Raw genomic sequence first — 12,796 nt, forward strand, 5'->3', positions numbered from 1 at the left:
CTATTTTTGTGCCACAATTCTTATATAATGTACAAAGCTTTCATACGCCCAATTTTTTTCTTGTTCGATCCAGAGAAAATTCACCACTTTACCTTTTCGCTTATCCGTTTTTTAAACAAATTGCCTTTTGTGCCTGCCCTTTTTAAAAAGTTGTATTGGGTAGAAGACCAGCGCTTAGAAAAGCAATTGTTTGGGCTTACATTTAAAAATCCGGTAGGATTGGCCGCTGGTTTTGATAAAGATGCTAAGCTGTATAGTGAGTTGGGAAATTTAGGATTTGGTTTTATAGAAATAGGTACTTTAACCCCAAAGGGACAGCCTGGAAATCCCAAGAAACGTTTGTTTAGGTTAAAAGCAGACAATGCTATAATTAACCGCATGGGCTTTAATAATGGTGGGGTAGATGAGGCCGTAGCGCGCTTAAAACAAAACAAAAACGTTTTAATAGGCGGTAATATAGGGAAGAATAAAGTGACCCCTAACGAAGCGGCTACCAACGATTATGTGTACTGCTTTAATGCCTTATTTGACTATGTTGATTATTTTGTGGTGAATGTAAGTTCACCAAATACCCCTAATTTAAGAGCTTTGCAGGACAAAGAGCCCTTAACCGAATTGTTACAGACTTTAAAAGATCTGAATGCCAAGAAGCCTGAGCAAAAGCCCATACTGCTTAAAATAGCACCAGATTTAACAAATGACCAATTAATGGATATTATTGATATTGTTCATACAACCAAGATTGATGGGGTAATAGCCACCAACACAACAATCTCTAGGGATGGTTTGCAGTCTGAAAACAAAACCGAAGCCGGAGGTTTAAGTGGTAAGCCACTAACCAATAGATCTACAGAAGTTATTCGGTTTTTAGCAGAACAAAGCAACAAGGCATTTCCTATTATTGGTGTAGGCGGTATTCACTCGGCTGCCGATGCCTTAGAAAAATTAGATGCTGGTGCCGATTTGGTACAGTTGTACACTGGTTTTATTTATGAAGGCCCCAAACTGATAAAAAGCATTAACAAAGCCATATTAAACCGCCTGTAGGTTGAATTACGATATTCTCATATCGTTTGTATTGGCCACTTCGGCTTTGGCCATATCGCCGGGCCCAGATAATATTTATGTGCTGTTGCAAAGCATAACCCACGGCAAGTTCTCGGGGTTGGCAACGGTAGCGGGGTTAATTTCTGGCTGTTTGGTGCACACCACCCTTGTGGCTTTTGGCGTTTCGGCAATTATTAAGGAAAACGAAAGCCTTTTTTTGGTTATTAAATTATTTGGAGCGGCATATTTGCTTTATCTAGCTTTTAAGGTGTTTAAAAGCCATGCCGAGTTGCATTTAGACAACAAAGGTGTGCCCAAAAAAAGTTTGCTTCAGCTTTTTAAACAGGGGTTTGTTATGAATGTGCTTAACCCCAAGGTCTCTTTGTTCTTTTTAGCGCTATTTCCCGGTTTTTTGTTTGATGCTACTTTAAGCCCTGTATTACAGTTTTATGTGCTTGGCGGCTTGTTTATGTTGGTTTCTGCGCTTATTTTTTCGGCTATAGCCATGCTTTCAGGACTCATTTCAGACTATATAAAGCACCATGCCAGCATAGGGATGTATTTAAAATGGCTTCAAATTGTGGTGTTTGTATTGATTGCGGTTTTAATTTTAATATAGAGTTACAGAAAACATTTTCGTACAATACAATCTTTATTATCTTTGAACTTCTATGAACGAGCACGTAAAAATCATTGAATGTCCCCGAGATGCCATGCAAGGCATTAAAGCATTTATTCCTACCGAAAAGAAGGTTCAATACATCCAATCACTATTACGTGTGGGGTTTGATACTATTGATTTTGGGAGCTTTGTTTCGCCAAAGGCCATTCCGCAAATGGTTGATACGGCCGAGGTGCTTTCCCGCTTAGACCTGTCGCAGACCACAAGCAAACTCTTGGCTATTATTGCAAATTTACGTGGTGCCACCGATGCGGTTACGCACAGTCCCATTAAATATTTGGGATATCCGTTTTCCATTTCAGAAAACTTTCAAATGCGTAATACCCATAAAACCATAGCGCAATCGGTAGACATTTTGAAGGGCATTTTAGAGCTTGCTCATACCCACGATAAAGAAGTGGTGGTATATATTTCTATGGGCTTTGGCAACCCTTATGGCGACCCTTGGAATGTTGACATAGTAGGCGAGTGGGCAGAGAAATTGGCCAGCATGGGCGTACAGATTTTATCGCTTAGCGATACGGTAGGCACATCAACCCCAGAAAGTATCGATTACTTGTTCTCAAATCTTATTCCTAAATACCCCAATGTTGAGTTTGGGGCGCATTTACACACCACGCCAAGTACCTGGCACGAAAAGATAGATGCGGCATATCTGGCAGGCTGCAGAAGGTTTGATGGTGCCATTCAAGGGTTTGGCGGCTGCCCAATGGCCAAAGATGAGCTAACGGGTAATATGCCAACCGAAAAGCTACTTTCTTATATGACGTCTAAAAAAGTAAACCGCTTAAATGCGATGAGTTTTGAAAGCGCCTATAACGAAGCCACAAAAATCTTCACGGTGTACCATTAATCGGTTAAAATTAAAATCTTGTCATTCAGCAAGTTGTTAAATTTATTTAAAATTAATCTAAATAAATTTTGGATGTTTGTTATGCAGCAGTATTTTTGCCGCAGAAAATATAATTAATTTAAATTAAATCTAAATAAAGCTAATCGAAAGATGAAAAGATTTTTACTAGGCGCCTGTTTTTTTATTACAGCAATGACAGTAGCCCAAACCGTTCCAGATTCACTTAATACCAATCCTCAAAGTCAGCAAAATGCTGCGCAGCGTATCCTTTCGGGTAACATAAACTCTGGTGTAACCGTTGGGGGGTATGGCGAGATTACATACAACCAGCCAGAAGGCGATAATGGCGAGTTGGATGTACAGCGTTTGGTTTTATTATTTGGTTATAAGTTTAACGATAAAGTACAGTTTGTAACAGAAGTTGAGCTAGAACACGTAGAAGAAGTTTATGTAGAGCAAGCATTTTTACAGTATAGCTTAAGCGATAACATTAATTTAAGAGGGGGACTTATGTTGGTGCCAATGGGAATTGTAAACGAGTACCACGAGCCTACCACATTTAATGGTGTAGAGCGCCCTTCAATAGACGGGAGCATTGTGCCTACCACCTGGCGTGAAATAGGTGTTGGTGTGGCCGGAAGAATTAACGATGCTTCGTTGCGCTACCAAGCCTACTTGTTTAATGGGTTTGCCTCTGTAAACAACGGGAAGTACCTTGGTGGAAGCAATGGGTTAAGAAATGGCCGCCAAAAAGGAATTAAGTCTACTGTAGACTCTCCTAATTTCGCTGCCAAACTGGATTATTACGGTTTGCCAGGCCTTAGATTAGGCTTATCGGGGTATTTTGGACGCACACAAGCAGAAGACGATGTCGAGCAACTAGACGGATCTAGCGTAGGCCTATCGATGGTAGGTGCCGATGCACGCTATGCTTACAAACGCTTTACAGCCCGCGGACAATTTATTTATGCCAGTTTAACCGATACCGAGGCCTATAACACACTTTATGGAGCCGATTTAGGGAGCGCCCTACAAGGTTGGTATTTAGAAGCAGCATACAATTTATTGCCCCTAGACAAAACACAACAGTTGTTTGCCTTTGCCCGTTATGAAGATTACGATACCCACGCTTCTGTAGCTGGCGGTTTGCTAAGAAACGACGCTTACCATAGAAACGAATGGACCTTAGGGTTAAGCTATAAAATAGCACCAGGAGCAGTCGTTAAGGCCGATTATCAAATAAAAGATAATGCCACGGATGTCGATTTGCCAAATCAGTTAAACATCGGATTGGGTGTATGGTTCTAACCCCACAAGTTATATTATAAACTAAGCCAATAGCTAAAGTAACCTGTTTTTTACTTTAGCTATTTGGCATTTTTAAGCCCCAAAATAAATACCTTTGCATTATGAAATTAAATGTGGTCCTTATACTAACTTTTACCTTAACGTTGGCTACGACTTTCTTGTTTAATGGCGATAAGAAAAAAGTAACGAAAGAAGTAAAAGCTGCTTTTGGTGTAGAAACCTTTCAAATAACACCAAAGGTTTTTCCTGAGGCCGAGACCAATAAACTACCAGCAACATTTAATGCCGATACCTTTTTTGAAATTAAAAAAGATGAAGCTTTATTAGGGTATGCTTATATGTCGAATGCGCCAAGTAAAACAGACACTTTTGATTATTTGGTTTTGTTCGATGCCAATTTAATTATTAAAAAAACTAAGGTATTGGCATATCGTGAAGACTACGGTGGCGAGATAGGAAGCAAACGTTGGTTACGGCAGTTTGAAGGCAAAACCACTTCAGATAAACTGGTTTACAAAAGCAACATTGTTGCGATTTCTGGGGCGACCATTTCGGTGCGATCAATGACCGCAGCAGTAAACCAGCTTTTAAAATCATTACAAATTCTACAATCAAAACAGTTATTGTAACATGGCTTTAAGCGGTTCCCTACGTACGTTTCCCAAAGAGCTTAAATGGCTTATAGGTGCCTTTATTGTTGTATTGAGCATAGGTTTTTATACTGGGTTGTTGTTTGTAAACGAAACCACTCACGCCAAACCTGCAGGCATTGAAGAGCAGTATTTGGGTAACGAAGACCAGGAAGAGGTGGCCGTAATGAAGTTTAAAAAAAGCGATAAGGAAATGCTTACTTTGGTGCACAACCACATGCTATCCCTGTCGGTTATTTTCTTTTTGTTGGGACTAATTCTTTATACAACAAAACTCCCTAAAAAATTAAAAAGTGTTTTGATGGTCGAGCCCATTGCTTCTGTAGTGTGTACCTTTGGTGGGATTTATTTTCTTTGGAAAGGCGTCTTATGGATGAAATACATTGTCATGCTCTCAGGTGCTTTAATGACCCTGTCGTATACGCTGGCCGTAGCCATAATCTTATTTCAGTTGGTGCAAAAGCCCAAACCTAACACTGCCCAAGATTAAATAAACTGCGATACTTAAAAAGTCTTGGTGTCTATCAAGTTTAAGTAGGTATTTTCTTGTACATTTATGGTTTAATTTATCGGTATGAGATACGTTTTGATAGGTTACTTTTTGCTGTTTGCCGTGCAGGGTTATTCTAAGGAATGGGAAACTCTTAAGCACTATCAAGACCAAACAGGTTTAATTTCATTAACCCATACCGATTGGTTAAAGCAAGACAGAAAGCGAAACACACTGGTGTGGCAAAATGCCAATCGGCATAATTTAAAACACAACCTGTTTAACGAATACCAAACCATACCAGAACGACGGGATTTCTATTTATGGTATTATAAGGCTGTAGCACGTAAAGGACACCAAGTGGTTTGGCCTAAAATGGCGCACTATATTTCAAAAAAGTTACGGTTAACCATGGCTTTTCCGTTTAAAATCTTTACAGATAAACCCGTTAGGGATTATAGCGTACTAGGCAGTAAAACGGTTTTTAACGAGGCTTTTAAAACAATGGGGCAGTTGCTTTTTTCTGAACAGATTATGGTAGGCGAACAAGCCTTGGAGTGGGATAAGGCTGTTTTACAGAGCGAACAATACCAATGGTTGGTACCCGTATACGAAACTATCGATAAGAAAACCAAAAGGACCATTACAAAAATAGCTCAAGGCAAGTGTCTTTATGCCTTTTTGGTGCCCAAACCCATACGGTTTAAAGGCGACCTTTCCAGTACCGATGACCGGTACCAATACGCTTTAAATGATTTACGGGCCTACTGCCAAAAGCATTACAAATAATTTAACGAGAAGTTAAAACGTATTCGTCTATAATATTGTATATTTGCATGCAATTATAATCGTAATTGCATCATGACAGCACATCAAAACAAGATACTAGGAGAAGGTTTAACCTACGATGATGTTCTTTTAGTTCCCGCCTATTCAGAAATCCTTCCACGCGAAGTAAGCATTAAAACAAAATTCTCACGTAACATTACGCTTAATGTGCCTATTGTATCGGCTGCTATGGATACTGTTACAGAAAGCCGTATGGCCATTGCTATTGCTCGTGAGGGGGGTATAGGTGTACTTCATAAAAACATGACTATCGAGCAACAGGCTAGTAAGGTAAGGCGTGTAAAACGTGCTGAGAGCGGTATGATTATAGACCCAGTAACCTTACCATTAACAGCTAAAGTGCAGGACGCCAAGCAAAACATGGCTGAGCATAGCATAGGAGGAATTCCTATTGTAGACGATCACGGCATACTAAAGGGCATAGTAACCAACCGTGACTTGCGCTTTGAAAAAAACAATAACAGGCCAATTGTAGAGGTCATGACCTCAGAAAATTTGGTGACAGCTGGTGAAGGAACGTCGTTAACAGATGCAGAGGTCATTCTTCAAAACAATAAAATTGAAAAACTTCCTGTAGTCGATACCAATAACAAATTAATTGGGTTGATTACCTTTAGAGACATTACAAAATTAACACAAAAGCCCAACGCCAATAAAGACAAGTACGGTAGGCTACGAGTGGCTGCAGCTTTAGGGGTAACAGCCGATGCGGCAGAACGCGCCGAAGCCTTGGTAAATGCAGGGGTAGATGCTGTTATTATCGATACGGCCCACGGGCATACAAAAGGTGTGGTTGCGGTGTTAAAAGATGTCAAAGCCAAATTCCCAGAATTAGATGTGGTTGTAGGTAATATTGCCACACCAGAAGCAGCTAAATATTTAGTAGATGCAGGAGCCGATGCTGTAAAAGTAGGGATTGGCCCAGGATCGATTTGTACAACACGTGTTGTTGCTGGTGTCGGTTTTCCGCAGTTTTCGGCTGTGTTAGAAGTAGCGGCAGCCATAAAAGACAGTGGCGTTCCCGTTATAGCCGATGGCGGTATACGATATACAGGCGATATTCCTAAGGCCATTGCTGCAGGTGCCGATTGTGTTATGCTAGGATCGTTATTGGCAGGAACCAAAGAATCTCCAGGCGAAACCATTATTTACGAAGGCAGAAAGTTTAAATCGTATCGCGGCATGGGATCGGTTGAAGCCATGAAACAAGGTAGTAAAGACCGTTATTTCCAAGATGTAGAAGACGATATTAAAAAATTGGTTCCCGAAGGTATTGTAGGCCGTGTTCCTTATAAAGGAGAATTGGTAGAAAGCATCCATCAATTTATTGGTGGGTTAAGAGCAGGTATGGGCTATTGTGGTGCTAAGGACATTGCAACCTTAAAAGCTACAGGGCAGTTTGTGAAAATTACCGCAAGCGGAATTCACGAAAGCCACCCCCATGATGTAACCATTACCAAAGAGGCGCCTAATTATTCGAGATAGCTATTGTAAAAGTATTTTTGTATTTTTATCCTTATTAGGAGAATACAAGAATCATGAAATCGAAAGTTGATACGCAGTATCAGGTGGGTGAGGCTCAGATATTTAGAAATAAATTTTTAGAGCGTCTTACAAAAACCGATTTAAAATCGAATGTCCTTGTTTATGGTATTGTTATCGCGGCATTAATCTACTTCGCAATAGCAAAAATAGGGCTGTCGGTTACTGTGTTTTTAGCTTGGTTTTTTTTCGGTATTGCCTTCTGGACCTTAGCCGAGTACCTGCTTCACAGGTATTTATTTCATTGGGTTAACGAAAACAGATTTGTTCAGCGGTTTCACTTTATTATGCATGGGTCGCATCACGAGTTTCCAAAAGACAAACAGCGATTGCTTATGCCGCCAGTACCGGGGCTTATCCTGGCTTCAGTGTTGTTTGGGGTGTTTTATGTGGTGTTTCTAATTACAGGCTACACCCATTTGGTTTATGGGTTTTTCCCCGGATTTTTTCTAGGGTATTTAATGTACTCGTTTGTGCACAGGGCCATACACGTTAGTCGTCCGCCAAAACGTTTTAAAAACTTGTGGTTACACCATAATCTGCATCATTATCAATATCCAAACAAAGCTTTTGGGGTGTCTAATACCTTTTGGGACAAAGTTTTTGGTACCATGCCGCCAAAACCTAAACAGCATTAAATAAGCGCAGTTAATTTTTGCATGCCCGTTGTGGCCTTTTCGGCGATAAGCTGAATGTGGTTTCCTATGTTGGGTGCTGGATGCGGGTCTATATAATACACCCTTGCCGATTTTGGGGTGTAAGCCATTAAACTAGCCGCAGGATAGACTTGCAACGAAGTTCCTATAATAACTAAGATATCGGCCGTTTGGCAGATGTTTATAGCTTCATCAATTAGCGGTACGGCTTCGCCAAACCATACGATGTGCGGCCGTATTTGATGGCCTTTTTGGCAGAGATCCCCTAATTTAATATCTGCTTTCCAAGGGAAAACATCGGTTTCATTATACGTGCTTCGCGCTTTTAAAAGTTCGCCATGTAAATGCAGCACATTGGTACTTCCGGCACGCTCGTGCAAATCATCGACATTCTGGGTAATGATGGACACCTGGTAAGTCGTTTCTAAATCTGCCAAAGCCCTGTGGGCTAAATTTGGGGAAACGCTAAGCAGTTGCCTGCGGCGTTGGTTGTAAAAATCCAAGACCAATTCGGGATTTTTTGCAAAGCCGATGGGCGAAGCTACTTCCATAACATCATGACCTTCCCAAAGCCCGTTGGCATCTCTAAAGGTCTTTATGCCACTTTCTGCGCTCATGCCAGCGCCTGTAAGCACAACAAGGTGTTTCATGGTGTAAAATTGAAATTGTTGACAACTGCAAATTAAGATTTTAAATTATCTTTGAAAAATGATTGATATTAAACTTCTAGACTATTTAGAAAGCTATCTAACCCCTAACAGAAAGCAACGCTTTAACCGCGTGTTAGCGCAGCGAACCAAGCATTTTACGGTTGCTACAGAAGACGTTTATCACATGCACAACACAAGTGCCGTAATTAGAAGTTGCGATGTGTTTGGTATTCAGGACGTGCATGTTATTGAAGAGCACAATGCCAAACGCATAGAAAGTGAAATTGCTCTGGGCGCCCAAAAATGGGTGGATGTTTACAGGCATAAAACAGCCTTGGGTTGCATAACATCCTTAAAAGAAAACGGTTACCAAATTGTGGCAACCACTCCGCATACCAACGACTGCCAGCTGCACGAGTTTGATGTTTCAAAAAAAACCTGTTTCTTTTTTGGGCGCGAAGTTAATGGGCTTTCTAATACTGTTATGACCCATGCCGATGGTTTTTTAAAAATTCCTATGGTAGGCTTTACCGAAAGTTTAAACATTTCGGTATCGGCTGCCATTATCCTGCAACAGGTTACAACACAAGTAAAACAAACAGGCTTAAACTGGCAGTTAACACAAGAGGAGTTGTTGGAGAAGCGGTTTGATTGGGCTCGAAAATCCTTGAAAAATTACGATAAGCTGGTGAAACATTATTACGAAAACCAATAGATTGCTTATCTTTAGGAACATACAATTCCTAGCGTTATGACACACAATATGGTTGGCTGGTTTGAAATTCCTGTTTTAGACATGGAAAGAGCCAAAACATTTTACGAAACGGTTTTTAAGATTAGCATTCAAGTTGTTGATTTTGACGGTTTGTTAATGGGGTGGTTTCCCGATAGGGGGCAAGCACATGGTGCCAATGGCACTTTAATTAAACAAGCTACTTATGTGCCAAGCGAAAAAGGTACCTTGGTATATTTTATTTCTGAAGATGTTAATAACGAGTTGAACCGTGTGGTCGCTGCCGGCGGTAAACTCTATCAGCCTAAAACGCAAATATCGCCCGAACACGGGTTTATGGGAGCTTTTATAGACACCGAAGGGAATAGGGTAGCCCTACACTCTGTAAAATAATTAAAAGCGGCCAGGTTTTCTGCTTCGGCTAAGGACTTTGTATTCTTCGTAGCATTCGCTAATAGCATCGAGTATTTGCAGGTCGTTAGCTTCCTGTATAAACCCTTTGGAGTAATTGCATTGACGTACAATTTCATCTAGATCAACGCGGTCTACCTGTAAAAGTGCCATAAGCATTTCTCTGTCAAATCGGTTGGCTAAGATGTTCCTAATTTCATCGTCCTGTTTCATTTTCTTTAGCTTACGCATTTCGTTAGGCTGTTTGCCAAACATGCGGTGGAGAAAATCGGCCGGATTAAATATAGCGCCCAATACTTTGGTTACCCCATTTTTGTTACTTCCGGCTTCATAGCCCGTTGATGGCAACCCAGAAATGCTATAGCGGTAATTGGTGTTTATGGGGATTTGCTTAATGTCGACCGCCAAATATCCAGTAAGCTTGAATTCGTGAATGACAACTTCTTCAAGTGCCAGAGCAAGTTCTGTAAGCTCTATTGTCGATTCGCCGTATTTTATCCAGTCGTTGGTAACCCGTACTTTAATCGATTTAAACCCCAAGTAAGAAAAGTGAAGGGTGTCGTTGGCTTTTGCGGTAAGCTTAAAGCGCCCTTCAGAATTAGACGATGTTCCTTTTACCTCGTTTAGGTTTACAATATTTACATTTTCTAAAGGTTGGCCGTTTGCCGAGTTTAAAACCTTGCCCTTAACAAAAGTATTTGTTCCCTCTTGGCCCGTGGCAGACAGGGTGATTATAAAAAAACTTATGAAAAGGTATAAGTAGAGTTTCATAACATGCGAATTGATTGTAAAAATAGGAAACTTAAAATGAAATTCACTTTTTTTGCATTTTTTTATGATTAATGTTTTATAAAAAAAATACGCAGATAAGGCATGCATAAGATCATTAAAAGGTAGGAAAAAGCTGAGGATTAAAATACAAGCGGTTTTTGTATGCTTTGCCCATTTAATAAGCCTGTAAGAATTGAAAGAAACTGGGTGATTTTCGCAAGAAAAGTCTTTAAAAATATGGGGTATAAAAAAAGAGCCCACTATTGTGGGCACTTTATATTACAATGCTAATTATTTACGTCTAGAGCGTCTTGGTCTTGATGATGCTCCACCAAAGCCAGAACGCTTTCCTCGTGGTGCAGAACGATCGAAACCTTTGTTGTTTCCGCGTTGCTTTCTGCCATTGCCACGTTGGCGTTTTCCTTTTTTTCCTTGGCCTTTTTCTTCGGTAATTTCAACACTTATTTTTCGGCCGTTGTATTCTAGGTTGTTAAACGTCTCCAATACCTTCTTTTCGTGGGCGGTTTCGGTATTGAAAAAAGAGAACGTTCCCATAACATCTACTTTAAAGACATCGTCTTTGCCAAGCTGTAGGATGTCTCTAAGCATGTCCTTAAGTTCCATCCAGTTAAAGCCATCTTTCTTTCCAACGTTAATAAAGAATCTGGTAGACTGTTCGTTGCTGGTGTCACGTTCGCTGCTATGTGAGGCTTCAAGATTAAGGTCTTGGGCATCTTTATAGTAGTTATAAAAACGTGTAAATTCAACAGAGAAGAACTTTTTTATCAACTCTTCTTTGGTAACTTCCTCGAACAATTGGTTAATGCTGTCTAAATAACCGTCTATTTTATGGTTAATTTCGGTGTTGTGCACTTTATTGGCCAAGGACATAAGTTGTACCTCGCAGATTTCCATACCGCTTGGGATGTCCTTTTTTATAAAATCCTTTTGAATTTTTCTTTCTATGGATTTAATGCGTCTTAGTTCACTTTTTGCTACTATAACCATAGAAACCCCTGTTTTTCCAGCACGTCCGGTACGCCCACTACGGTGCGTATAGGTTTCTATTTCGTCTGGCAACTGGTAGTTAATTACGTGGGTTATATCGTCTACATCAATACCTCTTGCGGCAACATCTGTAGCAACAAGCATTTGGATTTGCTTGTTTCTAAAGGCTTTCATAACTAAATCACGTTGGTTTTGGCTTAAATCGCCATGTAAGGCTCCTGCATTGTATCCGTCTTCTATTAATTTTTCGGCTACTTTTTGGGTGTCTCGTTTTGTACGGCAGAAAACCACCGAAAAAATATCTGGGTTTAAGTCGGCCAAACGCTTTAAGGCTAGGTAGCGCTGTCTGCCATTAACCACATAGTATTCGTGGCTTACCTGCTCGCTTCCTACGTTTTTGGCGCCAACCGTTACCTCTATGGGGTTGTGCATGAATTTTTTGGCAATGGTTGCAACCTCTTTAGGCATGGTTGCCGAAAACAACCAAGTGCTTTTGTCTTTTGGCGTGTGCGAAAGGATGTCGGTAATATCTTCGTAGAAGCCCATGTTAAGCATTTCATCGGCTTCATCTAAAACGGCATATTCTATTTTAGAAATATCGACCATTTTACGGCCAATCATGTCTTTCATTCGTCCTGGGGTAGCAACAACAATTTGCGCCCCTTTCTTTATTTCTTTAGCTTGCTCGTTTATGCTTGCACCCCCGTAAATAGCGACTACATTTAAACCGTTACAGTATTTGCCATAAAGTTTAAGCTCGTTGGTAATTTGTAAACAAAGCTCGCGGGTAGGTGAAAGAATAAGCCCTTGTGTGGTGCGGCTGTCAATATTTATTTTTTGCAGCATAGGAAACCCAAAAGCTGCGGTTTTTCCAGTACCGGTTTGTGCAAGAGCAACTAGATCGCGCTCTTCGCTTAAAAGGGTTGGAATGGCTTTTTCTTGAACTTCACTAGGGGTTTTAAATCCTAAATCGGTAATGGCTTGCAATAGGTCGCTGTTAAGACCTAAATCTTGAAATGTGTTCATTTGTTTTAAGTAAGTATTCGATTGTAATGTGTAGTGTTACCTAGAAGCGAATCGACATACTTAACCTTAAAACTTCTTGCAACACATCCTCACCTTGAGGAATTTATAACGCACTATCCT

At 40.4% G+C, this 12,796-nt stretch carries 14 protein-coding genes; 11 read left to right on the forward strand and 3 right to left on the reverse strand.

The genetic code is table 11. The features are described 5' to 3' along the window. The first annotated feature begins 27 nt into the window (after positions 1-27). The 9 genes from IA57_RS09660 (at position 28) to IA57_RS09700 (ending at position 8,059) form a co-directional block, all read left to right on the forward strand. Positions 28-1,047 (forward strand): quinone-dependent dihydroorotate dehydrogenase, encoded by a 1,020-nt coding sequence (locus IA57_RS09660; RefSeq protein WP_036122582.1) that lies wholly within the window; start codon positions 28-30, stop codon positions 1,045-1,047. Between the two features lies 1 nt (position 1,048). Next, positions 1,049-1,666, forward strand: a complete 618-nt coding sequence (locus IA57_RS09665; protein ID WP_036122585.1) for a LysE family translocator — start codon at positions 1,049-1,051, stop codon at positions 1,664-1,666. A 52-nt stretch (positions 1,667-1,718) separates the two neighbouring features. Further along, positions 1,719-2,582, forward strand: coding sequence for a hydroxymethylglutaryl-CoA lyase (locus IA57_RS09670; RefSeq protein ID WP_036122587.1), 864 nt, complete (start codon positions 1,719-1,721; stop codon positions 2,580-2,582). A gap of 150 nt (positions 2,583-2,732) precedes the next feature. Continuing rightward, on the forward strand, positions 2,733-3,890 hold the full coding sequence (locus tag IA57_RS09675; protein ID WP_036122590.1) for a porin: 1,158 nt from the start codon (positions 2,733-2,735) through the stop codon (positions 3,888-3,890). Positions 3,891-3,991: 101 nt separating this feature from the next. Continuing rightward, a complete protein-coding gene (locus IA57_RS09680; RefSeq protein ID WP_036122591.1) occupies positions 3,992-4,519 on the forward strand; it encodes an FMN-binding protein in 528 nt (175 codons plus the stop codon). A gap of 1 nt (position 4,520) precedes the next feature. Further along, positions 4,521-5,030 (forward strand): hypothetical protein, encoded by a 510-nt coding sequence (locus IA57_RS09685; RefSeq protein ID WP_036122594.1) that lies wholly within the window; start codon positions 4,521-4,523, stop codon positions 5,028-5,030. An 84-nt stretch (positions 5,031-5,114) separates the two neighbouring features. Then, the gene (locus tag IA57_RS09690; protein WP_036122596.1) at positions 5,115-5,819 is read left to right on the forward strand and encodes a hypothetical protein; all 705 of its coding nucleotides are present in this window, start codon (positions 5,115-5,117) and stop codon (positions 5,817-5,819) included. A gap of 72 nt (positions 5,820-5,891) precedes the next feature. Next, positions 5,892-7,364, forward strand: a complete 1,473-nt coding sequence (gene guaB / locus IA57_RS09695) for an IMP dehydrogenase (protein WP_036122599.1) — start codon at positions 5,892-5,894, stop codon at positions 7,362-7,364. A gap of 53 nt (positions 7,365-7,417) precedes the next feature. Further along, positions 7,418-8,059 (forward strand): sterol desaturase family protein, encoded by a 642-nt coding sequence (locus IA57_RS09700; RefSeq protein ID WP_036122601.1) that lies wholly within the window; start codon positions 7,418-7,420, stop codon positions 8,057-8,059. Here IA57_RS09700 and IA57_RS09705 read toward each other — a convergent pair. Further along, positions 8,056-8,727 (reverse strand): SIR2 family NAD-dependent protein deacylase, encoded by a 672-nt coding sequence (locus IA57_RS09705; RefSeq protein WP_036122603.1) that lies wholly within the window; start codon positions 8,725-8,727, stop codon positions 8,056-8,058. The two genes, IA57_RS09700 and IA57_RS09705, sit on opposite strands and share 4 nt — an antisense overlap. 58 nt (positions 8,728-8,785) lie before the next feature. On the opposite strand from IA57_RS09705, the gene IA57_RS09710 reads away from it, so the two are divergent. Both IA57_RS09710 and IA57_RS09715 read left to right on the forward strand, forming a co-directional pair. After that, entirely contained in the window at positions 8,786-9,442 is a 657-nt protein-coding gene (locus IA57_RS09710) for a TrmH family RNA methyltransferase (RefSeq protein ID WP_036122607.1), read from the forward strand. Between the two features lie 36 nt (positions 9,443-9,478). Continuing rightward, on the forward strand, positions 9,479-9,853 hold the full coding sequence (locus IA57_RS09715; RefSeq protein ID WP_036122611.1) for a VOC family protein: 375 nt from the start codon (positions 9,479-9,481) through the stop codon (positions 9,851-9,853). Here the strand turns inward: IA57_RS09715 and IA57_RS09720 are convergent, their stop codons facing one another. Then, positions 9,854-10,642, reverse strand: coding sequence for a carboxypeptidase-like regulatory domain-containing protein (locus IA57_RS09720; protein WP_036123332.1), 789 nt, complete (start codon positions 10,640-10,642; stop codon positions 9,854-9,856). Positions 10,643-10,933: 291 nt separating this feature from the next. Beyond that, positions 10,934-12,676 carry a DEAD/DEAH box helicase gene (locus IA57_RS09725; RefSeq protein WP_036122614.1) on the reverse strand — a complete coding sequence of 581 codons (1,743 nt, stop codon included), beginning with the start codon at positions 12,674-12,676 and terminating at the stop codon, positions 10,934-10,936. Positions 12,677-12,796 lie beyond the last annotated feature (120 nt).

It is taken from the genome of Mangrovimonas yunxiaonensis (assembly GCF_000733475.1).
GTDB lineage: Bacteria > Bacteroidota > Bacteroidia > Flavobacteriales > Flavobacteriaceae > Mangrovimonas > Mangrovimonas yunxiaonensis.